Source organism: Streptomyces sp. A0958 (assembly GCF_004795035.1).
In the GTDB taxonomy this organism is placed as follows: Bacteria; Actinomycetota; Actinomycetes; order Streptomycetales; family Streptomycetaceae; genus Streptomyces.
This window is the reverse complement of record NZ_SSBK01000049.1, coordinates 1-26,170: the sequence shown is the minus strand read 5'-3', so window position 1 is coordinate 26,170 and position 26,170 is coordinate 1. Positions and strand designations below refer to the sequence as shown.

General features: G+C 73.5%; 17 protein-coding genes. 10 read left to right on the top strand and 7 right to left on the bottom strand.

Annotation, left to right across the window (positions count from 1 at the left end; all coding sequences use genetic code 11):
* The first annotated feature begins 518 nt into the window (after positions 1–518).
* Both E6P78_RS29980 and fxsA read left to right on the top strand, forming a co-directional pair.
* On the top strand, positions 519–1,286 hold the full coding sequence (locus tag E6P78_RS29980) for a polyprenol monophosphomannose synthase (protein WP_136206774.1): 768 nt from the start codon (positions 519–521) through the stop codon (positions 1,284–1,286).
* Between the two features lie 63 nt (positions 1,287–1,349).
* Positions 1,350–1,934, top strand: coding sequence for an FxsA family membrane protein (fxsA, locus tag E6P78_RS29975; RefSeq protein ID WP_136206773.1), 585 nt, complete (start codon positions 1,350–1,352; stop codon positions 1,932–1,934).
* A gap of 116 nt (positions 1,935–2,050) precedes the next feature.
* On the opposite strand, the gene E6P78_RS29970 is transcribed toward fxsA, so the two are convergent.
* The 4 genes from E6P78_RS29970 to E6P78_RS29955 all read right to left on the bottom strand — a co-directional run bounded on the left by E6P78_RS29970 (position 2,051) and on the right by E6P78_RS29955 (position 5,558).
* Entirely contained in the window at positions 2,051–2,425 is a 375-nt protein-coding gene (locus tag E6P78_RS29970; protein WP_136206772.1) for an RNA polymerase-binding protein RbpA, read from the bottom strand.
* A 274-nt stretch (positions 2,426–2,699) separates the two neighbouring features.
* Positions 2,700–4,088 (bottom strand): MFS transporter, encoded by a 1,389-nt coding sequence (locus E6P78_RS29965; protein ID WP_136206771.1) that lies wholly within the window; start codon positions 4,086–4,088, stop codon positions 2,700–2,702.
* 46 nt (positions 4,089–4,134) lie between these two features.
* On the bottom strand, positions 4,135–4,899 hold the full coding sequence (locus E6P78_RS29960; protein ID WP_136206770.1) for a glycerophosphodiester phosphodiesterase: 765 nt from the start codon (positions 4,897–4,899) through the stop codon (positions 4,135–4,137).
* Positions 4,896–5,558: a hypothetical protein gene (locus E6P78_RS29955; protein WP_136206769.1), complete on the bottom strand. Its 663-nt coding sequence runs from the start codon at positions 5,556–5,558 to the stop codon at positions 4,896–4,898. Before E6P78_RS29955 ends, E6P78_RS29960 begins: the two co-directional genes overlap by 4 nt.
* 102 nt (positions 5,559–5,660) lie before the next feature.
* Here E6P78_RS29955 and E6P78_RS29950 point away from each other — a divergent pair, with 102 nt between their 5' ends.
* Entirely contained in the window at positions 5,661–7,160 is a 1,500-nt protein-coding gene (locus tag E6P78_RS29950; protein ID WP_136206768.1) for a PLP-dependent aminotransferase family protein, read from the top strand.
* Between the two features lie 54 nt (positions 7,161–7,214).
* Here E6P78_RS29950 and E6P78_RS29945 read toward each other — a convergent pair whose 3' ends face one another.
* On the bottom strand, positions 7,215–8,912 hold the full coding sequence (locus E6P78_RS29945) for a hypothetical protein (protein ID WP_136206767.1): 1,698 nt from the start codon (positions 8,910–8,912) through the stop codon (positions 7,215–7,217).
* 44 nt (positions 8,913–8,956) lie between these two features.
* A complete protein-coding gene (locus E6P78_RS29940) occupies positions 8,957–9,151 on the bottom strand; it encodes a hypothetical protein (RefSeq protein ID WP_018103962.1) in 195 nt (64 codons plus the stop codon).
* A 245-nt stretch (positions 9,152–9,396) separates the two neighbouring features.
* On the opposite strand from E6P78_RS29940, the gene E6P78_RS29935 reads away from it, so the two are divergent.
* From E6P78_RS29935 to E6P78_RS29910, 6 genes are all read left to right on the top strand, one after another.
* Positions 9,397–9,789 carry an ankyrin repeat domain-containing protein gene (locus E6P78_RS29935; RefSeq protein WP_136206766.1) on the top strand — a complete coding sequence of 131 codons (393 nt, stop codon included), beginning with the start codon at positions 9,397–9,399 and terminating at the stop codon, positions 9,787–9,789.
* 218 nt (positions 9,790–10,007) lie between these two features.
* Positions 10,008–11,429 (top strand): HEAT repeat domain-containing protein, encoded by a 1,422-nt coding sequence (locus E6P78_RS29930; protein ID WP_136206765.1) that lies wholly within the window; start codon positions 10,008–10,010, stop codon positions 11,427–11,429.
* Between the two features lie 160 nt (positions 11,430–11,589).
* Complete coding sequence (locus E6P78_RS29925; RefSeq protein WP_136206764.1) at positions 11,590–15,225, top strand: hydantoinase B/oxoprolinase family protein; 3,636 nt, start codon at positions 11,590–11,592, stop codon at positions 15,223–15,225.
* Between the two features lie 106 nt (positions 15,226–15,331).
* On the top strand, positions 15,332–16,858 hold the full coding sequence (locus E6P78_RS29920) for a hypothetical protein (protein WP_136206763.1): 1,527 nt from the start codon (positions 15,332–15,334) through the stop codon (positions 16,856–16,858).
* Between the two features lie 175 nt (positions 16,859–17,033).
* Positions 17,034–17,957: a hypothetical protein gene (locus E6P78_RS29915; RefSeq protein ID WP_136206762.1), complete on the top strand. Its 924-nt coding sequence runs from the start codon at positions 17,034–17,036 to the stop codon at positions 17,955–17,957.
* A 65-nt stretch (positions 17,958–18,022) separates the two neighbouring features.
* Positions 18,023–22,846: a hypothetical protein gene (locus tag E6P78_RS29910; protein ID WP_136206761.1), complete on the top strand. Its 4,824-nt coding sequence runs from the start codon at positions 18,023–18,025 to the stop codon at positions 22,844–22,846.
* Positions 22,847–22,868: 22 nt separating this feature from the next.
* Here the strand turns inward: E6P78_RS29910 and E6P78_RS29905 are convergent, their stop codons facing one another.
* Complete coding sequence (locus E6P78_RS29905) at positions 22,869–23,288, bottom strand: hypothetical protein (protein ID WP_206307956.1); 420 nt, start codon at positions 23,286–23,288, stop codon at positions 22,869–22,871.
* A gap of 462 nt (positions 23,289–23,750) precedes the next feature.
* Between E6P78_RS29905 and E6P78_RS29900 the strand changes: the two genes are divergently transcribed.
* A partial coding sequence (locus E6P78_RS29900; protein WP_168712738.1) for a nitrate- and nitrite sensing domain-containing protein occupies positions 23,751–26,170 on the top strand: 2,420 nt, incomplete at its 3' end.

The following is a 26,170-nucleotide window of genomic DNA, read 5'->3' as shown; positions in this document are numbered from 1 at the left end:
ATTTCGTACCGCCGATCGAAGGCGGCCCGGCTCTCCCGCTACCTGGGGATCTTCAGGACTGACCAGGCAAGTTCGGTAAACGATGCAGGTCAGGCAACTATTGACAGAATGCGGCCATCGGCCGGTAGGTTCGGCCGAGTCCACCACAGGACGTCCGACCGGTTAAACCTCCACGCAGTCGTCGAACGCCGCTGGGTCATGGGGTGGTGTGCCGCACCGGCGCACCACCACTGACAGCCAGGTTCAGCGCCCGCGCCTCGGGGGCGAGGGAAGGTCTCAGCCGGACGGAGGGTGCGACCCGGGTGGGGCCCGGACGTTCAGTAGACAACGGCTCTAGGTCGACCCGCAGCCAGCGGGTTCCAGGTCGGCCCGAAGGACACCGGGCCCCGATCCGCACTTCTGTCCCTACTTCCGCTCTTCTGTCCGCCACGACTCCCGCGCCACCCCGACCGGGACGGCGTTCCGCGCCTCCGCGCTCGATATGGTGTGCACCTGCGTACGGACGTGAGGGGCAGTAAGTGAACGACGGCGGTCAGCGGCGATTCGGCCCGCTCGGCAGTGTCTTGGTGATCATTCCGACCTACAACGAGGCCGAGAACATCAAGCCGATCGTCAGCCGGGTGCGCGCGGCCGTGCCGGAGGCCGACATCCTGGTCGCCGACGACAACAGCCCCGACGGCACCGGCAAGCTCGCCGACGAGCTGGCCGCGGCCGACGACCATGTCCACGTGTTGCACCGCCAGGGCAAGGAGGGGCTCGGCGCGGCCTACCTCGCCGGCTTCCGGTGGGGCATGGAGCACGAGTACGGCGTCCTGGTCGAGATGGACGCGGACGGCTCCCACCAGCCCGAGGAACTGCCCCGGCTGCTCACCGCGCTCAAGGGCGCGGACCTGGTCCTCGGCTCCCGCTGGGTGCCCGGCGGCCGGGTGGTCAACTGGCCCAAGTCCCGCGAGATCATCTCCCGCGGCGGCAGCACCTACTCCCGGCTGATGCTCGGGCTGCGGACGCGGGACGTCACCGGCGGCTACCGGGCGTTCCGCACCGAGACCCTCAAGGGCATCGGCCTGGACGAGGTGGCCTCGCAGGGCTACTGCTTCCAGGTCGACCTGGCCCGCCGGGCGGTCGAGTCCGGTTTCCATGTGGTCGAGGTGCCGATCACCTTCGTGGACCGCGAGGTCGGCGACTCCAAGATGAGCCGGGACATCCTCGTCGAGGCGCTCTGGCGCGTGACGGCCTGGGGCGTCACCAGCCGTACCAACCGGGCTCTCGGCCGCCGCACGCCCTGACGCCCGCCACCTGCGCCCCACCCCCTTACGGCGTACGGACGCGGGGCCAGGCACACTGGGGGCATGACGACCGGCACACCGCCCCCGACCGCCCGCAGGCGCTCGCGCGCGCGGACCTTCGTACCCCTCGCCGTCGCCGCCTGGGCGGTGCTGGAGATCTGGCTGCTCATCCTGGTGGCGGACGTCGCGGGCGGGCTCACCGTCCTGATCCTGCTGGCCGCCGGGATCGTCCTCGGCGCCGCCGTGATCAAGCGGGCCGGCCGCCGCGCCTTCCGCAACCTCACCCAGACGCTTCAGCAGATGCCGGGGCAGCCGGGCGCGGACGGCTCCTCGCCCGCCCCTTCGAGCCGGGGCAACGGCTTCCTGATGCTCGGCGGGCTGCTGATCATGATCCCGGGCATGATCTCGGACGTGGCCGGACTGCTGCTCCTGGTGCCGCCGGTCCGCTCGGCGCTCAGCAGGTACGCGGAGAACTCGCTGGAGCGGCGCGTGCGCGCGGCGGCCCCCGGCGGTTTCTCGGACGCCTTCCAGCAGGCCCGTATCCACCGCCCGGACGGCAAGGTGGTCCAGGGCGAGGTCATCCGCGACGAACCGTCGCAGCGGGACGCCCGCCCGGACGACAACCCCCGCCCGCCGCTGACCCCGTAATCCGGCGGCGCCGCAAGCCAGCCCACGACAGAGCCGAGGGCCACGACAAAAGCCGAGGGCCGCGACACACAGTGTGTCGCGGCCCTCGGCTTTTGTCTCGGTGCGGTGCTACCGGGTCAGGCAGACTTCCTGCTGTCCCGGGGATGCACGGCGATGTTCATCGCTCCGGAGCGCAGGACCGCCAGCCTCTCGGCCAGCACCTCTTCCAGTTCCTCGCGTGTGCGCCGCTCCATGAGCATGTCCCAGTGCGTGCGCGCAGGCTTGCCCTTCTTCTCCTCGGGGCCATCCCCGTCCACCAGGAGTGCCTGGGCGCCACACGCCTTGCACTCCCACTCCGGCGGAATTTCCGCCTCTACCGAGAACGGCATCTCGAATCGATGTCCGTTCGGGCATGCGTACTCCACCGCCTGGCGCGGGGCCAGATCGATGCCGCGGTCCGTCTCGTAGCTGGTAACCACGAGTCGCGTGCCGCGGAGAGCTCGCTCACTCATGAATCGTGCCTCCCGGGCTTGTCGCCCACAGGACAGGTGTCGCTGTCGTCGTCAATCGGTCAACGTCCGGTCGGCGGCAAAGATTCCCGTTGCCGGTCATACGTCGGCCGTCGTGCCGCTGATTTTCAGGTTTCCCAGGGTTCAGGTACCCGCCCATACCCGGTTTGTCACATTTGAAGGAAGTTGTCACCCAACGGTTCGGAGACTTCCACTCGCAGTAACGGTCATCCGGGGCAGGCCAAAGGCGTACACTACCGGCCTTTTACTTCAACGTCTAAATCCGTTCGGGTACGGGATTTCCCGCCGCCGCGACCGCCTGCCTGAGCGGCACCCGCGCGAGCAGCACCGAACCGACGACGAAGAAAACCACCAACGAGGCGATCGCGTCCCGATAACTGCCGGTCAGCTGGTAGGCGAGGCCGAACACCAGGGGCCCCAGCCAGCTCAGCCCGCGGTCGCTCATCTCGTACGCCGAGAAGTACTCGGCCTCCTTGCCGCGCGGCACCAGATGCGAGAACAGGGAGCGGGACAGCGCCTGGCTGCCGCCCAGCACCAGGCCGATCGCGGCGGCCAGCACGTAGAAGAAGACGGGCGAGCCGGCGGGCAGGAAGTACCCGGCGACCAGGATCAGCGTCCAGACGACCAGCGAGCCGAGGATCGTGCGCTGCGCGCCGTACACCCGGGCCAGGCGCCCCATCGCCAGCGCCCCCGCGACCGCCAGCACCTGCACCAGCAGCACCGCCGTGATCAGCGTCGTCTGGCCGAGGCCGAGCTCCTCGGAGCCGTACACCGACGCCTGCGAGATCACGGTCTGCACGCCGTCGTTGTAGACGAGGTAGGCGAGGAGGAAGGACAGGGTCAGCGGATGGCGCCGCATGTCGCTCAGGGTCGCCCTCAGCTGCCGCCAGCCGGAGCCCACCGCCCCCCGGCCGCCCGGCGCCACCGCCACCCCGCGGTCGCGCAGCCGGAGCAGCGGTACGACGGTGAAGACGCCCCACCACACGCCCGCCGAGGCCAGGCAGATCCGCACGGCCTCGGACTCGGTAAGGCCGAAGGAGTCGTGACCCGAGTACAGGATCAGGTTGAGGACGAGGACCAGCGCCCCGGAGGTGTAGCCGAACGCCCAGCCCCGGGAGGAGACCGCGTCGCGCTCGTCGGGCTCCGCGATCTGCGGCAGATAGGCGTTGTACAGCATCATCGCGATCGCCGTCGCGGCGTTCGCCACGATGAGCAGGAAGGCGCCGAGCAGATAGCGGTGGCCGTCCAGGAAGAACATGGCTGTCGTCGCGGCAGCTCCGGTGTAGGCCGCCGCCGCGAGCAGCGGCTTCTTGCGGCCCGTACGGTCGGCCGCGGCGCCCACGATCGGCATCAGGACGATCGCGAGGACGAGCGACGCGGAGACGGCGTACGCGAACAGTGACCCGGCGCGCACCGGGATGCCGAGCGGATGGACGAAGCCGTCGGCGTCCGACGCGGCCTTGGCGACCGACGTCAGATACGGGCCGAGGAAGACCGTGATGACGCTCGTCGAGTAGACGGAGCAGGCGAAGTCGTAGAAGTACCAGCCGCGCCGCTCCCGGCGTCGCTCGGCCGGGCCGTCGGGTCCGCCGGGGCCCGTCGTGCCGTCGGCCGGTTCGGCGGTGTCCGCGGTCTCGGCGGTCATGGCGCCCCCTCGAAATCTCCCCGTGGAGACGTCACCCGGCCGGCGGTCAGGCCCAGGCCCCCCGCTCGCTCAGCACCGTGCGCAGCGTCTCGATGTGATCGGTCATGATGCCATCCACACCGAGGTCCAGAAGCGCGGCCATCCGCTCCGGTTCGTTCACCGTCCAGACGTGCACCTGGAGCCCGCGCGCGTGCGCCTCGCGCACGAAGCGCCGGTCGACGACGCGGATGCCGCCCTGGCTCTCCGGGACCTGCGCGCACACCGCCCCCGCCCGCAGCGCCGCCGGGATTCCGTACGAGCGCAGCCGCAGCCCGAGGACGCCGCGCACGCCGTACGACGTGGCGAGGCGCGGGCCGCCCAGGCGGTGCGCCCTGGCGACCCGCGCCTCGGAGAACGAACCCACGCACACCCGGTCCCAGGAGTCCGTCGCCCGGATCAGCTCCACGAGCGGCTCCAGCGCGGCCTCCGCCTTGATGTCCACGTTCCACCGGGCCTCCGGGAACGCCTCCAGCAGCTCCTCGAACAGCGGCAGCGGCTCGCGCCCGGCGACCCGGGCCCGGCGTATCTCGCTCCACGGCAGCTCCGCCAGCCTGCCCCCGGCGTCCGTCACCCGGTCCAGCGTGGCGTCGTGGAAGGCCACGAGGCGGCCGTCCGCCGAGGCGTGCACATCGGTCTCGAAGTAGCGGTACCCGGCGTCGGCGGCCCGGCGGAAGGCGGCCGCCGTGTTCTCGATCCCGTCCGCCGCACCGCCCCGGTGGGCGAACGCGAGCGGGGCGGGATGTTCCAGATAGGGGTGGCGTTCGGAAGTCACCGCCGCAGTATGGACCGCCCGGCCGCCGGGGCATCGGCCGAGGTGGCCTTGGTGTCCGGGATCGCGAAGAGACGCAGGAAGACCTGGGCGAGCGGGCCGATGGCCAGGGCGTACAGGACCGTGCCCACGCCGAGGGAGCCGCCGAGCAGGAATCCGGTGATCACCACCGCGACCTCGATCGCCGTGCGGACCAGCCGGATCGACCCGCGGGTCCGCCGGTGCAGCCCGGTCATCAGCCCGTCCCGGGGGCCGGGGCCGAACCGGGCGGTGATGTAGAGCCCCGTCGCCACACCGTTGAGGACGATCCCGGCCACCATCACCCCGGACCGCGCCACGAGCCCGTGCACCTCGGGGACGAGCGCGAGCGTGCCGTCCATCGCGAGGCCCACGGCGAAGACATTCGACACCGTGCCCAGACCCGGCCGCTGCCGCAACGGTATCCACAGCAGCAGCACGATCGCGCCGATGATGATCGAGACCACGCCGATGCTGATCCCGGTGCGTCCGGCGAGCCCCTGGTGCAGCACGCCCCACGGTTCCAGGCCGAGGCCGGCGACGACCAGCAGCGCCGAACTCGCCCCGTACAGCGCGAGCCCCGCGTACAGCTGGACCAGCCGACGGGTGAGGTGCGCCCCCTGCGGGACGAGGGTGACGGACAAGTGGTGCCCCCTGGTGTGGTGGTGTTGGACCGCTCCGTGACACTCTGTGGCAGGTGATTGGCAGCCAACCATGGCCAATCCGAGGAAGGTGGACTGATTCTCATGGCGCAGTGGACTTCGGCGGTCGGGGCGGCTCAGCTGGCCCGCCAGCTCCACGCCCAGCAGCCCCGGCCGGCCGGCCCCGGCAGCCGCAGGCCGCCGGCCTACCGCGCACTCGCCGACGGTATCCGGCTGCTCGTCCTGGAGGGCCGGGTCGCGGTCGCCGCCCGGCTCCCGGCCGAACGGGAGCTGGCCCTCGCCCTCTCCGTCAGCCGCACCACGGTCGCCGCCGCCTACGAGGCGCTGCGGGCCGAAGGCTTCCTGGAATCCAGGCGCGGGGCCGGCAGCTGGACGGCGGTCCCGGCGGGCAACCCGCTCCCGGCCCGCGGCCTGGAACCGCTGCCGCCCGAGGCGCTGGGCTCGATGATCGACCTGGGCTGCGCCTCGCTGCCCGCACCCGAGCCCTGGCTGACCCGGGCCGTCCAGGGCGCGCTGGAGGAACTGCCCCCGTACGCGCACACGCACGGCGACTACCCGGCCGGGCTGCCCGCCCTGCGGCAGATGATCGCCGACCGGTACACCGCGGACGGCATCCCGACCATGCCCGAGCAGATCATGGTCACCACCGGCGCGATGGGCGCGATCGACGCCATCTGCCATCTCTTCGCCGGCCGCGGCGAGCGGATCGCGGTGGAGTCCCCGAGCTACGCCAACATCCTCCAGCTGATGCGGGAGGCGGGCGCCCGGCTCGTGCCGGTCGCCATGGAGGAGGGGCTCGGCGGCTGGGACCTGAACCGGTGGCGCCAGGTCCTGCGGGACGCGGCGCCCCGCCTCGCGTACGTCGTCGCCGACTTCCACAACCCGACCGGGGCGCTGGCCGGCGAGGACCGCCGCCGGGCGCTGGTGGACGCCGCCCGATCGGCCGGCACGGTCCTGGTCGTCGACGAGACGATGCGGGAGCTGCACCTCGACGACGACGTGCGGATGCCGCGCCCGGTCTGCGCGTTCGACCCGGCCGGCAGCACCGTCCTCACCGTCGGTTCGGCCAGCAAGGCGTTCTGGGCCGGCATGCGGATCGGCTGGGTCCGGGCCGCGCCCGACGTCATCCGCAGCCTGGTCGCCGCCCGCGCCTACGCCGACATGGGCACCCCGGTCCTCGAACAGCTGGCGGTCAACTGGCTGATGCGCACCGGCGGCTGGGAGGAGGCCGTGCGGCTGCGCCGGGAACAGGCCCGGGACAACCGCGACGCGCTCGTGGCGGCCGTGCGCCGCGAGCTGCCGGGGTGGGAGTTCTCCGTACCGAAGGGCGGACTCACGCTCTGGGTGCGCACCGGCGGCCTGTCCGGCTCGCGGCTCGCGGTGGCCGGCGAAGGGGTCGGGGTGCGGGTGCCCTCCGGGCCCAGGTTCGGGGTCGACGGGGCCTTCGAGGGATACGTGCGGCTGCCGTTCACGGTCGGCGGTCCCCTGGCGGACGAGGCGGCCCAGCGGCTCGCCGCCGCGGCCCGGCTGGTCGGTGCGGGTGCCGGAGCCGGGGCCGAGGCCCCCCGCACCTTCGTGGCCTGACCGGCGAAGGAGGGCTGGCTCCACCGCCGGGCCCTCCTTCGCCGGTCCCACGCCTCAGTCGCTGACGACCAGGCTCTCCACGCCGGCGGACGCGGTCACAGCCTCCGCCCCGGCGGACGCGGTCAGGCTCTCCATCCCGGCGGACGCGGTCACAGCCTCCACCCCCGCGGGCGCGGTCACGCTCTCCATCCCGGCGGACGCGGTCACAGCCTCCGCCATGGCCGGGTCCGGCGCGCCCGCCTCGACCGCCTGGCGCCGCTCCGGCAGCAGGCCGAGTACCGCCGTGCGCTGCGCCTCGCTGGTGGCGTCGTCGTACGGGTCGGGCGTGGCCGGCACCTGGATGCGCAGGACCGGGCCGGCGCCGAACCGGGCGTAGCCGCGGCCGGGCGGGGCGTCCGGGGGCGGGGTGGTGTGCGGCCCCGTGCCGAGCACGGACTCGATCTGGCCGGGGGAGCAGCGGCCGAGCACCACCCGGGCCCGGGTGTGGGTGCGGACGGTCTCGCCGAGGCCGTCCAGGCTGTCGAACACCTCCGCGAGCACCACGACGACGTTGGCGGCCCTGCCGTGCCGCAGCGGCACCTGGAGCAGTTCCTGCGGACCCGGCCCGTTGTCGCCGGCCGGACGGCGGAGCGCGCTCGGGCGGTCCAGCAGAATCCAGAGCGGGCGCGTGACGTCCTCCGGGACGGGGTCACCGGCCTGCCGGGCCCGGTTCGCCTCGACCAGCCGGCGTTCCGTCTCGTCGGCCGCCCACTCCAGGGTCGACAGCGCGCCGGCCGGCCCGCACTCGACGGCCAGGACGCCTTCGCGCCCGGTGAAACAGGCGTACTCGCCGGTGCCGCTGCCTTCGATGATCAGGATGTCGCCCTGCTGGAGCGCCTGGAGGGCGATGGAGCGCAGCAGCGTCGTGGTGCCGCTGCCGGGCTGTCCCGCGACGAGCAGGTGCGGTTCGGTGGAGCGCGCGCCGGTGCGCCAGACGACGCCGGGGGCGTCGCGGGTGCCGGTGCCGTCGTTCACGGGGACCGTGCGCTGCACCGCGTCCTCGTCCGTGAAGCCGAGGACGGTCTCGCCGGGGGCGGTGACGAAGCGCTGGGCGGTGAGGGAGGTGGGCAACGAGTCGAGCACGCTCATCACGAGCCGGTTGCCCTCCTCGTCCCAGCTGAAGTGGTGCTCCCGGCCGCGACCCGACTTGGCGTGCAGCAGCTGTTCGATCCGGGCCCGGGACTCGGGCTCGGAGTCGGTGAAGTACGCGGGGTAGGTGACATGGAGCCGCGAGACGCGGCCGTCGCCGTCGAACTCGTAACCGCTGAAGACCTCTTCCCACTCGCCGCCGTGGGTGAACAGCGGGCTGGGGTCCTCGGCCGCGGAGAAGTAGGGGACGAGCGCCTCGTACAGGGCCCGCAGGCGGGCGGTCTCCGCCTCGTCGGGGCCGGTTTTGACGGGGGTGCGCACCCGTCCCTTCCATGCGGCGGCGCCCATCACCGCGACGAGGGCCAGCAGCGGCCCGTACGGGATGAGCGCGACCACGAGTACGCAGGCCGCGACGAGGAACAGCGTGGGACCACGCCGGTCCTTGGGCGTCGCGGCCCACTTGTGCCGTCCTGCGCCGGCCAGCAGCCGCAGACCGCGCGTGAGCGTGATCAGCGGATGGAGCACGTCGGTGGCGCTGTCGGCGGCCGTGCGCGCGAACTCGCGACTGCGAGTGATCGAGGCGCTGCCGCTGCTCAGAATGCGGGGGAGTGGTCGCCGGGCCACGTCTGTCTCCTGTGTCTCCTGAAGGTCGGTGCGGGGGCGGAGGGTCAGAACTTGATCCCGCCCAGGAGGCCGGCCAGGCTCGCTCCGCCCGCGGTGATGCTCGGTGCGATGGCGGTGCCGGCCAGGTAGAAGCCGAACAGGGCGGTGACGAGGGCGTGCGACGCCTTGAGGCCGTCCTTCCTGAAGAACAGGAAGACGATGATGCCGAGGATGACGACGCCTGACATGGAAAGGATCATGAGTGGTTCTCCTGGTCGGGGGGACAGTCACCATGAGTCCTTCCAGGCTCACCCCAAGTATCCATAGGATAAAAGGCGCAAGCGGGTGAAAAGGCGGATTATTCACTCGACCGGCAGATGGGGATGCCCGGGCCGGTCATGCGCCCGTCCGGGCAGTACCCTGTCGGTTCACTCGTACGGCGCCCGCCGTGCATGTCCCGGCAGCCCGACAGCGGCGCGAACGGTTGAGGAAGGCGGTCCACCCGATGAGTGAAACCCCCGATCCCGAGGTGGTGGAGCTGGCGTCCAAGGTCTTCGACCTGGCACGCGGCGGCGACACCGACGCGCTGGCGGCCTACGTGGACGCCGGGGTGCCCGCCAACCTCACCAACGACCGGGGCGACTCGCTGCTGATGCTCGCCGCCTACCACGGCCACGCCCCGGCGGTCACGGCCCTCGCCGCCCGCGGCGCCGACCCGGACCGGGCGAACGACCGGGGTCAGACCCCGCTCGCCGGAGCGGTCTTCAAGGGCGAGGAAGCGGTGGTCCGGGCCCTGCTCGACGCCGGGGCCGACCCGGCCGCCGGAACACCCTCCGCGCTGGACACCGCGCGCATGTTCGGCAAGGACGACCTGCTGGAACTCTTCGGCGCCCGCTGAACGGGTTCGCCGTAAATGTGGTCGCGGTGGCGAAATGGCTGGGTCATCATGACGTCGCGGGTCCGATTCGGGCCACCCGACGAGAGGCAGAGGAAGATGCTCTACACCAGGCAGAAGACGGCGGTCGGCCGATCATGTTGCTGCGCGGCCTAGTTCCCTCCAGCACGTGGAACTGCACAGTCCCGGTTGCGTCGACAGCTTGATGTGAGGCTTTCCCCATGTTTGATCCGTTCATAGCGCCGAGCGGCACCCTGCTCGGCCTGCTGCAGAGAGGCCGCGGCGACGGCACGCTCCACGCGCTCGCCGCACCGCGCTGCGAGGCCCTGGCGGCTCTCAACCACTGCGTCCTCAGCGACCCGCGCCACGACTGGCAGGTGGAGAACCGCTCCCTGTACTACGCGCGCCTCTATCTCGACCTCGACGGCGGCATCGAGGAGATCGAGCGGCACCTGTCCGACCCCGAGGACCACCTCGACACGGACGACTCGCGGACGGGCCTGGCCCTCGCCGTCCTCGGCCACCTCGCCTCCTACGGACGTGACGACGCCCTCGCCCTCCTGCGGCGCTACGCCGCGACCGGCTCCAACTGGGCCTGGGCCCTCGACGAGCTGGCCCTGCGCGACGACGACGCGGGGCTCCGCTCCCTCGCCGTGCCCGTGCTCGCCCGGTTCCCCGACGACGCCGAGGGCCGCGCCGAACTGGCCACGACCGTGCGCGACGCCTACGAACCCCGCCCCTGGCGCCTGTGGGCCGACGACCCGCGCGAAGCGGTCGGCGCCCGGGTCCGGGCCGCATCAGAACAGGGCTCCTTCGACCGCTGGCAGCGCCAGATGCGCCCCGGCGGCCCCCGGCCCGGCTGGAGCGTCCAGGCCGTCTTCGACTGGGCCCAGCAGGGACTGGACCGGGGCAGCGTCCTGCACGTGCCGGCCGCCCGCTGCCTCGCCGCCGTCGCGGGCCCCGAGGACCGGCCCGTGATCGTGGAGGCCGCCCGCGGCGGCACGGAAGCCGCCCGGTGCGCGGCGCTCCACTATCTCGCCGCCGAGGTCCGCGACCCCGTCGTGCTCGACCTCATCGAGGCGGCCGCCGCCGGGCCCCGGGGCCCCGTCGCCGACGCCGCCGTCGCCGCCTTCGAGCGGATGTGCGGCGAGGCGGCCGTGGACCGCGCCCGCCGCTGGGCCCGCCGGCCCGACGCGCTCGGCGCCTCGGCGGCCGGTGTGCTGGCCGGACGCGGCGGACCGCAGGACGCCCCTGCGGTGCTCGGCGCCCTGCGCGACGCGGTACGCGGCGACGGACCGGACGCGCCCCGGTTGTGGGCCCTGGTCGACGGCGCCGGCCGGCTGGGCATCGCCTGCGCCGCTCCCGTACTGCGCCACGTCTACCGCGAGACCTCCTCCTCCCAACTGCGCGGCAGGACCGCCCGCGCACTGGCCGCCACGGACCCGTCCTTCGCCACCGGGTTCGCGGTCGAGTGCCTGTGGGACTGCGAGGAGACGACCCGCGAGGTCGCCGCACGCCACGCCGAGACCGGTGACCTGAGGGTGGCCGAGCGACTGCGCAGGCTGGCCGCCGACCCCGCCGAGGAGGCCGAGGTCCAGTCGGCGGTACGCAGCAGGATCGGCCCGGACGCCCCGGCGGTCTGAGCCGTCGCGAGCGATTACGAGGGACGGGCGCCGTCGCGTACGGCCCCGTGGGAGTGCGGCGCGTCGGGGGCGCGCCGCTCCACGCCACCGGGCCCCCTTCCCTCGGCCCCGGCGCCGCGCCCTGTTCCGTGATCACCCGGCGGCGGGCCAGTATGGGGGCATGACCGGGCGCTGGGAGTTCTGGATCGACCGTGGCGGCACGTTCACCGATGTGGTGGGCCGCCGCCCCGACGGGCAACTCGTCACCCGCAAGCTCCTCTCGCACGACCCGGACCGCTACCGGGACGCCGCCGTGGCCGGAATCCGGCTCATGCTGGGGCTCGGACCGGACGAGGTGGTCCCCGCCGACCGGGTCGCCGCCGTGAAGATGGGCACCACCGTCGCCACCAACGCCCTGCTGGAGCGGCGCGGCGAGCCGACCGTCCTGGTCATCACCGAAGGGTTCCGGGACGCCCTGCGCATCGCGTACCAGAACCGCCCCCGCCTCTTCGACCGCCGCATCCTGCTCCCGGAAGCCGTGTACGACCGGGTCATCGAGGTCCCCGAGCGCATCGACGCCCACGGCCAGACCGTCACCCCGCTGGACCGGGAGGCCGTGGCCGGGCGGTTGCGCGCCGCCCGGGAGGACGGGCTGAGCAGCGCGGCCGTCGTCCTGATGCACGGCTACCGCCACCCGGCCCACGAGCAGGCGGTCGCCGCCGAGGCCAGGGCGGCCGGATTCACCCAGATCAGCTGCTCCCACGAGGTCAGCCCGCTGATCAAGCTCGTCCCGCGCGGCGACACCACCGTCGTGGACGCCTATCTCTCACCGATCCTGCGCCGGTACGTCGACTCGGTCGCGGCCGAACTGCCCGGCATCCGGCTGATGTTCATGCAGTCCAACGGCGGCCTGCGCGAGGCCGCGCACTTCCGGGGCAAGGACTCGGTGCTCTCCGGGCCCGCCGGCGGGGTCGTCGGCATGGTCCGCACCTCCGTACAGGCCGGCCACGACCGGGTCATCGGCTTCGACATGGGCGGCACCTCCACCGACGTCTCGCACTACGCGGGCGAGTTCGAACGCGATCTGGGCACCGAGGTGGCGGGTGCGCGGATGCGCGTCCCCATGATGAACATCCACACCGTCGCGGCCGGCGGCGGCTCGGTCCTGCACTTCGACGGCCGGCGCTACCGGGTCGGCCCCGACTCGGCGGGGGCGGTGCCGGGCCCCGCCTGCTACCGCAGGGGCGGGCCGCTGACCGTCACCGACGCCCAGGTGATGCTGGGCCGCATCCGGCCCGCGCACTTCCCCGCCGTCTTCGGGCCGGACGGCGACCAGCCCCTCGACGCGGACATCGTGCGCGAACGCTTCGAGGCGCTGGCCGAGGAGGTGGCCCGCGCCACCGGCACCAAGCGGACGGCCGCCGAGACCGCCGCCGGCTTCCTGGAGATCGCCGTCCTCTCCATGGCGGGCGCGGTCAAGAAGATCTCCGTGCAGCGCGGACACGACATCACCCGCTACGCCCTCACCGGCTTCGGCGGAGCCGGCGGGCAGCACGTCTGCGCCGTCGCCGACGCGCTCGGCATCGACACGGTCCTCGTACCCCCGCTGGCCGGTGTGCTGTCCGCCTACGGCATCGGACTCGCCGACGCCACCGCCATGCGCGAGCAGTCCTTCGAGGCCGTCCTGGACGCCGGGGCCCTGACCCGGGTACGGGAACTCTGCGACGAACTCGCCGCCCGCACCCGGGCCGACCTGCGCGCCGACGGCGTCCCCGACCACGCGATCAGCACCCGGGCCCGGGTGCTGCTGCGGTACGAGGGCACCGACGCGAGCCTGCCCGTCGCCCTGGACACGGTGGCCGCCATGACCGAGGCGTTCACCCGCGAGCACCGGACCCGCTACGGCTTCACGGCGGACCGGCAACTGGTCGTGGAGACGGTCTCCGTCGAGGCCACCGGAACGGCCGGCGAGCACGCCGAGATCCGGCCGGCCGAGCGGGAGAAGGGCGCCCCCACCACACCCCATCCCCACGACACCGCGCGGATGTTCGCGGACGGCCAGTGGCAGGAGGCCCCGCTCCACCGCAGGGCCGACCTCAGGGCCACCGACACCGTCACCGGACCCGCGGTCGTCGCGGAGGCCGACGCCACCACCGTCGTGGACCCGGGCTGGCAGGCCGAACTCGCCGCCACCGGGCACCTGGTCCTCACCCGTGCCCGCCCGCGCCCCGCCCGCCAGGCCGTCGGCACCCGCGTCGACCCGGTGATGCTGGAGGTCTTCAACAACCTCTTCATGTCGATCGCCGAGCAGATGGGCGTACGCCTGGAGAACACGGCCCGCTCCGTCAACATCAAGGAACGGCTCGACTTCTCCTGCGCACTGTTCGACGCGCACGGCAACCTGATCGCCAACGCCCCGCACATCCCGGTGCACCTCGGTTCCATGGGCGAGTCCATCAAGGAAGTGCTCCACCGCAACGCCGGAACCATGCGCCCCGGTGATGTGTACGCCATCAACGACCCGTACCACGGCGGCACCCATCTGCCCGATGTGACCGTCGTGACGCCGGTGTTCGACGAGAGCGGGGGCACCCCGGTCCTGAAGTTCCTGGTGGCCTCGCGCGGCCATCACGCCGAGATCGGCGGCATCACCCCCGGCTCCATGCCCGCCTTCAGCCGCACCGTCGAGGAGGAGGGCGTCCTCTTCGACAACTGGCTCCTCGTGCGGGACGGCACCTTCCGCGAGGACGCCACCCGGGAACTCCTCACCACCGCCACCCACCCCTCCCGCGACCCTGACACCAACCTCGCCGACCTGCGCGCCCAGATCGCCGCCAACGAGAAGGGCATCGCCGAACTGCGCGCCATGGTCGACCAGTTCGGGCCCGAGGCGGTGGACGCCTACATGGGCCATGTCCAGGACAACGCCGAGGAGTCGGTGCGCCGCATCATCGCCGGGCTGCACGACGGCGGCTACCGGTACGAGACCGACAACGGCGCCGTGATCGAGGTGACGCTCACGGTCGACCGGGAGGCACGCAGCGCGGTGATCGACTTCACCGGCACATCCCCGCAGCAGCCGGGCAACTTCAACGCCCCGAAGTCGGTCGTCATGGCCGCCGTCCTCTACGTCTTCCGCACCCTGGTCACCGACGACATCCCGCTCAACAGCGGCTGCCTCACCCCGCTGGAGATCAGGGTTCCCGAGGGCTCCATGCTGGCGCCGGCCCCGCCCGCCGCCACGGTCGCCGGCAACGTCGAGACCTCGCAGGCCGTCACCGGCGCGCTCTACGCCGCCCTCGGCGTCCAGGCCGAGGGCTCCGGCACCATGAACAACCTCACCTTCGGCAACGACCGGGTGCAGTACTACGAGACGGTGGCCAGTGGATCGGGCGCGGGCGAGGACTTCGACGGAACCGACGCCGTACAGACCCACATGACCAACTCCCGCCTCACCGACCCCGAGACCCTGGAGTGGCGCTACCCGGTCCTGCTGGAGAGCTTCGGGGTACGGGAGGGCAGCGGGGGAGCGGGCCGCCACCGCGGCGGCTGCGGGGTGGAGCGCCGCATCCGCTTCCTCGAACCGGTCACGGTGGCCCTGCTCACCGGACACCGGCGCGTGCCCCCGTACGGCATGGCGGGCGGCGACCCCGGCGCACTGGGCAGCCAGCACATCGAGCACCCCGACGGCAGCCGCACCCCGCTGGAGGGCTGCGACAGCGCGGACATCGCCGCCGGGGACGTGCTAGTCCTGCGCACCCCCGGCGGTGGGGGATACGGGGAGCCGGCTCCGGCGCGGCCGTACGGCGGGGCGTGACCAAACTCCGGGACAGGTGGGCGGCTGGGCGTGACCGGCTCCGGGGCGGGCGGGCCCTTCTGCGCCGTTTCGACCGTTGTCAGTGCGAGGGCCTAATCTGTGCAGCGTGACTTCGCCTGCCTACACGGACAACGCTGCGCCCCAGCTCAGCGCGGGGCCGCGGCCCGCACCGGGCCCGGCCGCCGACGAGGGGCTCTCGCGGCGGCTGCGCGCGCTCGCCTGCACGGCGCCGCTGCACGACCTGGACGTGCGCAAGGCGAACCTCGCCGGCGAGTACAGCGGCTACGCCATGGCCGAGGTCGCCCTCGCGGCGATCGACCACGTCACGCTGAACATGGACTTCGACACCGGCGCCGACCACGACCAGATAGTGACCAGACTCCTCCCGCGCGTCGCCGCCCAGGCCCCCGGCCGCCCGGCCGCCGAGCACGAACGGGTCGCCCGCTGGGTGCTGGAGAACCTGATCAACGTCGGCAGCGTGGACCGCGGATTCCGAGCCGTCTACGGCACGTTCGGGCCCGACGGCGTCTACGTCCGCCGCGACTACGACTTCAAGCTCATCGAGGAGGTCCCCGGGCACGGCGGCAGCGTCTACCTCAGGGCCACCGACGAAGCGGTCAACGTCCTGGTCGGCGCCCTCGACACGGATGTCACCAGCGCCCAGATCGCCGCCGAGGTGAAGCTGGAGGTCCTGATCAGCCGCGGCAGGCTGGCCGATGCCCAGCTCGCCGCCGAGCAGGCCCGCTACCGGACCGTGCAGTACGCGGAGACCCTCCGCAAGACGCTCGACGCCACCCGGCGCAACGTCCGCGCGGTCGACTGGCTCAACGCCGTGCCCGACATGATCGCCGAGGCGCTCGACCACGTAGCCGACCGCTACCGCCACGAGAACGCGATCCTCACCAACATCCGCAAGGCCCGCGACGAGGCCGAGGACCCCGAGCACAAGCGCCGCGCCGCCGAGCTCGTCGACATCGTCAAGGACTGCATCCGCCGCCACACCCAGCTCCAGTCCCGGCTGCTGGAGGCCGGCCCCCTCTTCCGCGCCGAACAGGACCGGCAGGCCTTCGCCGCGCCCGCCGCCCGCACCGGCCTCGACCTGTACGGGCAGCTCCTGGCCCCGCTGCTGCCGCTCCCCGTCGAGCAGGCGACCCGCGCCACCGACGCCTTCTTCGCCCACGGCACGGGCCTGCGCACCCCCGTCTCAGTCCGGGTCGGCGACCTGGTCGACCTGCTCCTGAGCCCGCCGCCGGCCCGCGAACACCTCGGCGCCGAAATGCCCGAGCCGGACCTGATCGCCACCCCGGACGACAGCCGGTTCAGCGAGGAGCAGTTGGCCGCCGCGATGGAACTGCTCGACCTGGAGCACGACGCGCCGCGCCGCCTGTCCGGGCTCCTGGCCGACGCACGGCGGCGCGACCCGGACCTGCCCTACCTGGTCGCCCTGCTCGCGGTGCACGCCGCGAGCCCCCCGGTCGGCACCGCCTACCGCCAGGGCGAGCGCCGCCTGCTGTTCTCCGTGGACGACGGCACCCCGCTGGACGACGACGAGTTCGGCGGCGCCGACCTGATCGTGGGCACCGCCCTGCTCGACGCGGCCGGCATGGCGGCGGACCGCTCGGAGGCGCCATGACGTCCCGCCCGCCTCTCCCCGGGCCCACCAGCAGAACCCTCCGCGGGCCCTTTCGCGGGACTCCCCTCAGCACTTCCTCCCGCAGGACTTCCCTCAGCGCTTCCTCCCGCAGGACTTCCCGCAGTACTTCCCTCAGCACTTTTCGCATGACCTTCCGCAGCAAGGAGCGAGTGTCGTGAGCGACCACCGCGCAGAGCACACCGACGCGTGGAGCGAGCCCGCCGCCGACCGGCCCGCTTCCGCCTACGAGCCCGACCGGGCCGCGCCCGCGCCGGCCGCCGTCACCCCGGCGGACGCGGCCGACGCCGCCCGGCTCGTCGCGTTCGGCCTCCAGCCCAAGCTGCTGCCCGCCCGCGACGCCGAGTACGCCGAACTGCTGCGCCGCTACCGGGAGGACACGGCCTTCGCGCGGCTCGCCGACGCCGTGGCCACCGGTCTCGGCCTCATCGTCCTGGAGGTCTCCCCCCGGGCGGGCATGGCCGTCACGGCGGGTGAGGACTCGGTCTTCGCCGTCCGCATGGGCGACTACGCCCGCCGCGCCTCCTCGGACTCCGCCGACCGCTTCCTGCACGGGCTCGCCCACCTCGCCGTCGCCGCGATGGCCTTCCCGCGCCCCGAAGACCTCGCGGACGACGCGTACATCGGCCGGATCACGGTCAACGGCGTCGACGCCTTCGTCCGCCAGGCGTGCAACCGCCTGGAGGAGCGCGCCGAGGAGCAGGGCGACAACACCGACCCGGCCAGCGAGGCCCCGGGCCTGGAGGCCGGCTGGCGCGTCTACGCCCGGCGCAGCGCCACCGGCGCGACCAAGGACGCCCGCCGGCTCGCCGGTTCCACCACCGGCATCATCGGCAAGGCCGTCGCCTTCCTCACCGACTCCGGCTTCCTCCAGCGCACCGGCGACGACGCCGGAGGCACCTACCGCACCACCGCCCGCTACCAGCTCCAGGTCCGCGACATGGCCGGCAGCGCCGCCATGGCCGAACTCCTGGAACTGGGCGTCGTCCCCGTCACCGACGGCAGCGCCACCCTGCTGCCGCCCCCGGACCCCGACGACCTGGAACTGGCGGCCGACGCGGGCCTGCCGTTCCACGGCTGACCACCGCCGGGCCCTGCCGCCCCGACGCCCTCCCCCCGCTCCCTGAACGACGAGAGTCCGCCGCCATGTACGAGCTGTCCCGGGTCCGCCTCTACTCCATCGGGCCTGCCGGCGCGCGCTACGCCGACACCGTGCTCGACCTGCGCGGGGTCGGCGAGCCCGTGCCCCACCCCGCGCCGGCGCAGGCGGAGTTCTTCGAGGAGGAGCCGGTCGGCCCGCCGCGCCGGCCCGCCCCGGCCGGTGTGCTCTTCCTGGAGAACGGCGGAGGCAAGTCCGTCCTGCTGAAGCTGATCTTCTCGGTGATGCTGCCGGGCCACCGCAACACCCTCGGCGGCGCCAGCTCCGGCGTCCTGCGCAAGTTCCTGCTCGCCGACGACTGCGGCCATGTCGCGCTGGAGTGGCAGCACACCCTGACCGGCGAGTGCGTGGTCGTCGGCAAGGTCAGCGAGTGGCGCGGACGCCAGGTCTCCAACGACCCCCGGAAGTTCGCCGAGGCCTGGTATTCCTTCCGGCCCGGCCCCGGACTCGGCCTCGACTCGCTGCCCGTCGCCGAGTCCACCGCGGTCGGCCGCACCGCCGAAGGCGTCTCGGGCGCCCGTGGCAGGCGGCGCACCATGAAGGGCTTCCGGGACGCGCTCACCGAGGCCGGCAAGTTCTACCAGCACCTCGACGTGCACTGGGAGGAGATCCACGACCGCTGGAACGAACACCTCGGCGAACTCGGCCTCGACCCCGAACTCTTCCGCTACCAGCGCGAGATGAACGCCGACGAGGGCGAGGCGGCCGGCCTCTTCGCGGTGAAGAAGGACTCCGACTTCACCGACCTGCTGCTGCGCGCCGTCACCGACACCCGGGACACGGACGGCCTCGCCGACCTCGTCAGCGGCTTCGGCAACAAACTGGGCCGCCGCGCCGAACTCACCGCGGAACGCGACTTCACCGCCGGCTCCGTCGACCTGCTCGGCCGCATCGTCGAGGCCGCCGGAACCCGCGCCCGCACCCGCGACATCCACGCGGGCGCCGAGCGCCGCACCCGCACCCTGGCCCGCAGGCTCTCAGCCCGCGCCGGCGAGGAGCGCGGCCGGGCGGCCGAGCTCGCCCAGCAGGTCACCGGCGCCGCCCACACCGTCACCGGCGCCGAGGAGACCCGCGGCCGCCGCGCCCTGATCGCCGCCGAACTCGCCTACCGGCACGCGTCGCTGGCCCTGACCGCCGCCGAGAAGAGCGCCGCCGCCCAGCGCCGTGAGCTGGGCGACGCCCGCACCCTGCACTCCGCCTGGCAGGCCGCCGAGGCCGTCCTGCGCCACCGCGCCGCCGCCGACCGCTCCGCCCGCGTCGCCGTGGCGATCCGGGAGGCCGAGCGCGACGCCGCCCCCGCCCTCGCCGCCCGTGCGAGCGCGGCAGCCGACCTCGTACGGGCCCTGCACACCGCCGCCGAAGCGGGCGAGAGCCGGGCCAACGAGGAGGAGGAGCGCTCCGACGCCCTGCAGAGCGCGGGCGAGGCCGCCCACCGGGACGCCACCACCGCCGCAACCGAGGCCCAGCGCGCCCGCAGCGAGGCCGGCCACCTGCGCCAGCGCCTGGCGGAGGTGGAGCAGGAGACCGCCGAAGCCGTCCGGGCCGGCTGGCTGGACGACACCGCACCCCACGCAGACCCCGCCAGGGCCGCCCTCGCCGCCAACGACGCCGAACAGTCCGCCGTGGCCGCCTGGGACACCGCCCGAGAGGCCGCCGGCGCCGCTGCGGACCGGGCCAGGCAGGCCACCGCCGACGAGAGCCGCGCCGAACTGGCCGCGGCGCGCGCCGCCGACGGCGCCCGCGCCGCCGAACAGGCCTACGAGGCCGAGCTGAGGGCCGCCGAATCGATCGCCGCCGAGCCCCGCCTCGCCGAACTCCTCGGGCTGCCCGCCGCCGACCGGACCGGCGGGGTGCCCCGCCCCCGGCAGGCCGCCGCCCCCGGCACCGAGCGGACCGCCGACGACCCGCACCGCCACGACGAGGGGCCCGGCTCCGGACCGGCCGCCCCGGACGGCGCCGAACCGGTCCCGCACGGCGCGAACACCGCCACCGCGGCCCACCCCCGGAACGCCGAACAGGCCCTCACCGCCGACGAGTTCGACCGCAGCGCCGACGAGCTGCGCGACCTGCTCGACCAGAGCGTCGCCGCCGCCGAACGACGCCTGTTCGAACTGCGCACCGCGGCGGCCGACGACTCCCGCATCCTGGGCGCGCTCGGCGACGGCGGACTCCTGCCCCCGGGCCCCGACGTCCTCGCCACCGTGGAATACCTCGGCGAACAGGGCATCCCCGCCCTGCCCGGCTGGCGCTACCTCGCCCAGGCCGTCGACCCCGCCGACCACGCGGCCGTCCTCGCCGCCCGGCCCGAGCTCGTCGACGGCGTCGTCATCACCGACGCCGACGCGCACGCCCGCGCCCGTGACGTCCTCGGCGCCGCCGCCCTGCTGCCGCGCTCCGCCGTCGCCGTCGGCACCGCCGCCGCCCTGCTCGCCCCCGTGCCGGACCCCGGCACCGGCCCGTCCGCCGGCACCGACGGGGTCTTCCTCGTACCGCCGAACCCGGCCATGCACGACGAGCACGCCGCCGACGAGGAGCGCCACGCCCTGCGGAGCCGGGCCGCCGCCCGCGACGAGGACATCCGCGTGCTCGCCGCCCGCCTGGGCGCCGACCGCGCGCTCGCCGCCCGCATCGGCTCCTGGCGCGCCGACTGTCCGCCCGGCATGCTCACCGAGCTCGCCGAAGCCGCCCGCGCCGCCCGTACGGCCGCCGAGACGGCCGAGGCCGCCCTCGCCGAGGCCCGTACGGTCCGGGCCGAGGCCGACGAGGCCGCCGCCGACACCGCCCGGGTCCGCGAGGAGCGCCAGGAGACCGCCCAGCGCGCCCGCCGGGCGGCCGACGCGCTCGCCGGACTCGCCTTCAGACTCCGCGAACGGGCGGGCTGGCAGGCCAAGCTGCGCGAACTGACCGACGAGGCGGCGGAGTCCGAGGCCCGCGCCACCGTCTTCCTGGAGCGCGCCCGGGCCGCAGACGAGGACCGCCGGGCCGCCCAGCGCGCCGCCGACGACGCCCGCCGCACCGCCCGCGCCCTGCGCGCCGAACGGGCCGAGATCGCCGGCGCCCCCGAACACCTCCCGGACCTCGGCGAGGACGCCCCGCGCCAGGCCCTGCCCGCCCTGCGCGAGGCCTACCGAGCCGCGTCCCAGCTCTACGAGAAGGTCGGCGTCGGCGCCGACCTGCGCGCCGAACAGGCCCGCGCCGAGAGCGACGAGAGCGCCGCGCTCGCCGAGCTGGACCGGCTCACCAACAAGGTCCGCACCCGGGCCGCCCAGCTCCTGGAGGGGACCGACGGCGCCGACGGCCCGTCCCGGCAGGCGGCCGCAGCCCGCGCCGAATCCCTCGTCCAGCTCCTGGAGACCCGTGCGTCGGCGGCCAGCGAGCAACTGGGCCGGCTGCGCGGCGAGGCCGAACGCCTGGCGCCCGCGGACGGCGAGAGCCTGCACACCGAACTGCCCGACGAGCAGGTCCCCGCCGACGCCGAACAGGCCCAGGCCCTCCTGCGTACCGCCACCACCGAGCTGGCCTCCGCGACCGCCGCCCTGGACACCGCCCGGGCCGCCCACGCCGAACTCCTCCACGCCCACCGCGCCGCCGAGGACGCCGCGGGGGGCTTCGAGGAGACCGCGGCACTGCTGCGCGACCTGCTGAGGGACCACGGCGCCGAGGACGACCCGGAGAGCCCCGAGCCGTACCCCGGCAGCCTGGAGGAGGCCCGGCAGTCCGCCGCCGAGGCCCGCCGCTCCCTGCGCGGCTGCGCCGCCGACCTGTCCGCCGCCGAAGCGGCCGTACGGGAGGCGAGCGACATCCTCGTACGGCACGCCAACTCCACCCGCTACGAACAGGTCCGCACGCCCGCCCGCCAGCAGATCCGCGAGCTGCCCGCCGCCGCGCTCCCCGAGCACGCGGAGAAGTGGGCCACCGCCTTCGCGCCCCGGCTGCGCGTCCTCACCGACGAACTGGCCCAGCTGGAACGCAACCGCGACTCCATCGTCGACCGGCTGCGCGGCCTCGTGGAATCCGCGCTCACCACGCTCCGCTCCGCCCAGCGGCTCTCCCGGCTCCCCGAGGGCCTGGGGGAGTGGTCCGGGCAGGAATTCCTCCGCATCCGCTTCGAGGAACCCGACCAGGCCACGCTCACCGAACGGCTCGGTGACGTCATCGACGAGGCCACCAGGGCGGCCCTCAGGAAGAACTCCGACCTGCGCCGGGACGGGATGTCGCTGCTCCTGCGCGGTGTGCAGGCGGCCCTGGAACCCAGGGGCATCGCCGTGGAGATCCTGAAGCCGGACGCGGTCCTGCGGGCCGAGCGCGTACCGGTCGGACAGATGGGCGACGTCTTCTCCGGCGGCCAGCTGCTCACCGCGGCCATCGCCCTCTACTGCACGATGGCCGCCCTGCGCAGCAACGACCGGGGACGCGACCGCGCCCAGCACCGCCACGCGGGCACGCTCTTCCTGGACAATCCGATCGGCCGGGCCAACGCCACCTATCTGCTGGAGCTCCAGCGCGCCGTGTCCGACGCGCTCGGCGTACAACTGCTGTACACCACGGGCCTGTTCGACACGACGGCCCTCGCGGAATTCCCGCTGGTGATCAGGTTGCGCAATGACGCGGACCTGCGGGCGGGCCTGAAGTACATCAGCGTCGAGGAGCACCTGCGCCCCGGGCTGCCGCAGCAGGACCCGGGCACCGAGACCGTGCACGGCGAAATCACCGCCACGCGCATGTTCAAGCGCAGCGCTCCGGCCCCGCGGACACCCGAGGCACCGGCCGCCGAGGCCCAACCCGCCGGGGAGACCCGCACGGCTCCGTAGAACCAGAGGCGGCGGGGCCCGGTCAGGCCCGGGACAGGCGGCGGTCGGCGCCCTGGTGGCGTATCCGGGAGGCGTCCCGCCGCGCGGCCCGGGCCGCCCGCCTCGCCCTGCGCCGCTCGCGACGCAGCTGCCGGGCGGAGCTGCTGGGCTCCGAGACCACGCCGTTGCGCTGGTTCCACACCTGGCGGGTGACCCAGACGTCCAGCACCGACCAGGTCGCGACCACCGTGCCAGCCACCCCGCTGAGCACCATCGGGAAGGACAGCCAGGACCCGGCCAGCGCGGTCAGGAACGCCACCATCGCCAGAATCATCGTCAACGACATGATGAGCACCGCCCGCACCGCGGCCGTGCGCACCGGGTCCGGCATCCGCCGCCGCAGCGCGGGCTCCTCGACCCAGAGCGGCCGGCGCGGAACGGCCGCGTACTCGTGCTCGCTCATGCCTTCCGTGGCCCCGGACTCCGCCGGTTCCACCGCGTCATCACGCTCCTGTGTGTCCAAGGCCCTTCAACTCCCACCGCTGTCCGACTTCAGGGTTGCTGCCCGGCATACACCCTTTCTACGCGGACGGTCCGTCCCGTCCTGCCGAGCGTGCCCCCGCAGCCCCCCCTACCCCCGTACAGACAGACGAGTGGCCTACGGTGAAGATTCCTCCCAGTCGTCACGAAGCGAAGAATTCCAGCCAACCGGGACGGGAAGGAACGTGCCGGTCGCCGGGGCCTCTTCTGCCACTTTCGTGAATTTCATCTCCAGGAATACCGGGACAAGTCATGGTCAACTCCCGGTAAGGCGGCCGAAAATCGTCCGGACATGCCTTCGAGTTGTCTGTCTGTCGGTAGTAGGCTCACGCCGTTTGTTGACGAAACACCATCCCCGCCCCGCGGGGGCGAGCTGGGGGAGGCCATGCGCTTTCGCGGAAAGTCCATCCGCAGGAAGATCGTGGCCTTGCTTCTCGTGCCGCTCGTCTCCCTCACCGCGCTGTGGGGTTTCGCCACTTACCTCACGGGGCGCGAGGCCGGGAAACTGCTGAGCGCGAGCACCGTCGTGGAGAAGGTGGGCCACCCCCTGGAGGACACCGTCCGGGTCATCCAGAGCGAGCGCCGCCAGACCCTCGTCTTCCTCGCGGACCCGCGCGCCTCCAACGCGCTGCCGGTGCTGCGCAGCCGGCGCGCCGCCACCGACCGGGTCGTGGCCGAGGTCAGCCGGAGCGCGAAGCAGAAGGACATCCGTGACGCGCTCGGCCCGGGCGCCGAGACCCAGCTCAGCTCGATACTCGGCGCCGTCGATGGACTGGACGCCCTGCGCGACTCCGTCGACAAACGCACCATCGGCCGCCTCAAGGCAATGGCCTACTACAACCGCCTCATCGACCCCTGCTATCGCTTCCTGACCGGCCTGCACACCATGGAAAACGTTTCCATGGACCGGCAGGTCCGCGCGCTGACCGGACTTTCCCGCGCCCGCGAAATGCTCTCCAGGGAAGACGCCCTGGTCGCCTCGGGCCTTCTGGCGGGCCGCCTCACCGCCCCCGAACTCCGGCAGATATCCGACCTCGTCGCCCAGCGCGGACTGCTGAACGAGATCAACCTCGACATGCTCCCCGCCTCCGAGCGCCGACGCGTCCAGCAGTTCTGGCAGGGCCCGGACAGCGAACCGCTGCGCTCCGCCGAGGACAAGATCATCAGCCAGGGCCCCACCACCAGCCCGCGCACCGTCGACGCCGCCCGCTGGCAGGAAGTCGCCCCGCCCGCCCTGGACCGGCTGGCCAACGACTCGACCGAGATGAACAACCGCTTCCAGGACCGCGGCAAACCCGCCGGCTACGGGGTCCTGATCAAGGCGGGCATCGCCGGCGTCCTCGGCTTCCTGGCCCTGCTCGTCTCCGTCTTCGTCTCCGTGCGCATCGGCCGCGAACTCGTCCGCGACCTCTCCCGCCTGCGCAAGGACGCCCACGAGGTCTCCGGGGTACGGCTGCCGAGCGTGATGCGCCGGCTCGCCGCGGGCGAACACGTCGACGTGGAGACCGAGTCCCCGCACCTCCAGTACGAGCGCGACGAGATCGGCCAGGTCGGCCAGGCCCTCAACACCCTGCAACGCGCCGCCGTCGAAGCCGCCGTCAAACAGGCCGACATGCGCCGGGGCGTCTCCGAGGTCTTCGTCAACCTCGCCCGCCGCAACCAGGTCCTGCTGCACCGCCAGCTGACGCTCCTGGACGCGATGGAGCGGCGCACGGAGAACACCGACGAACTCGCCGACCTCTTCCGCCTCGACCACCTCACCACCCGCATGCGCCGCCACGCCGAGGGCCTGGTGATCCTCTCCGGGGCGGCGCCGTCCCGGCAGTGGCGCAAGCCCATCCAGCTGATGGACGTGGTGCGGGCCGCCGTCGCAGAGGTCGAGGACTACGAACGCATCGAGGTCCGCCGGCTGCCCCGCATCGGCGTGGGCGGCCCCGCCGTCGCCGACCTGACCCACCTGATCGCCGAACTCCTGGAGAACGCCACGGTGTTCTCACCCCCGCACACCGCGGTCCAGGTGCACGGCGAACGGGTCGCCAACGGCTTCACCCTCGAAATCCACGACCGCGGGCTCGGCATGTCCCCCGACGTCCTCCTGGACGCCAATCTCCGGCTCGCCGAGACCCCCGAGTTCGAACTCTCCGACACCGACCGCCTCGGCCTCTTCGTGGTCAGCCGGCTCGCCCAGCGCCAGAACGTCAGGGTCTCCCTCCAGACATCCCCGTACGGGGGCACCACCGCGGTGGTGTTCATCCCCGCCGCGCTCCTCACGGACGCCCCCGAATCGCACGGCACGGGCTTCCGCCTGGACCGCAGGTCCGAGAAGGCCATCGCCGCCGGCGGGCCGGACGGCGACACGCCGCTCCAGGAGGCCGGCGGCGAACCCGTACCGGCCCGGCCCGGCGGCCTCTCCCCGGTCCCCACCGGCCTGGTCGACCCGGCCCTGCTGGACGGACCCGTCGAGCTCGAAGGCCCCGAGGAGCCGCTGGACTTCACCCGCGACCCGGTCCTCGAAGCGGTCGCCGGAACCGGACTCGATCCGGTACTCGACGGCGTCTGCGACCTGGAGGACACCGAGAGCGAGCGCGGCGGCATCTTCCGTGCCCGCGAACTGCGCCGCGACGGCGACCGCGAACAGCACCAGCAGGCCGCCGACCACCTCGCGGACTCCGACGGCGTCCGGCCGCTGCGCCCCGAGGGCGTCCGGCCGCTGCCCCGCCGCCGCAGGCCGCCGACGCTGGTCGCCGACCGGGGCCGCCGCGTCGACGAGGCGGGCCGCGCCCACCCCGGCGCCGAAGGGCCCGC

What these genes read in the sequence shown, in the direction of transcription:
- fxsA (WP_136206773.1), top strand. Translation starts at nt 1,350, where the DNA reads ATGACGACCGGCACACCGCCCCCGACCGCCCGCAGGCGCTCGCGCGCG.
- E6P78_RS29970 (WP_136206772.1), bottom strand. Translation starts at nt 2,425, where the DNA reads ATGAGTGAGCGAGCTCTCCGCGGCACGCGACTCGTGGTTACCAGCTAC.
- E6P78_RS29965 (WP_136206771.1), bottom strand. Translation starts at nt 4,088, where the DNA reads ATGACCGCCGAGACCGCGGACACCGCCGAACCGGCCGACGGCACGACG.
- E6P78_RS29950 (WP_136206768.1), top strand. Translation starts at nt 5,661, where the DNA reads ATGGCGCAGTGGACTTCGGCGGTCGGGGCGGCTCAGCTGGCCCGCCAG.
- E6P78_RS29940 (WP_018103962.1), bottom strand. Translation starts at nt 9,151, where the DNA reads ATGATCCTTTCCATGTCAGGCGTCGTCATCCTCGGCATCATCGTCTTC.
- E6P78_RS29935 (WP_136206766.1), top strand. Translation starts at nt 9,397, where the DNA reads ATGAGTGAAACCCCCGATCCCGAGGTGGTGGAGCTGGCGTCCAAGGTC.
- E6P78_RS29930 (WP_136206765.1), top strand. Translation starts at nt 10,008, where the DNA reads ATGTTTGATCCGTTCATAGCGCCGAGCGGCACCCTGCTCGGCCTGCTG.
- E6P78_RS29925 (WP_136206764.1), top strand. Translation starts at nt 11,590, where the DNA reads ATGACCGGGCGCTGGGAGTTCTGGATCGACCGTGGCGGCACGTTCACC.
- E6P78_RS29910 (WP_136206761.1), top strand. Translation starts at nt 18,023, where the DNA reads ATGTACGAGCTGTCCCGGGTCCGCCTCTACTCCATCGGGCCTGCCGGC.
- E6P78_RS29905 (WP_206307956.1), bottom strand. Translation starts at nt 23,288, where the DNA reads ATGAGCGAGCACGAGTACGCGGCCGTTCCGCGCCGGCCGCTCTGGGTC.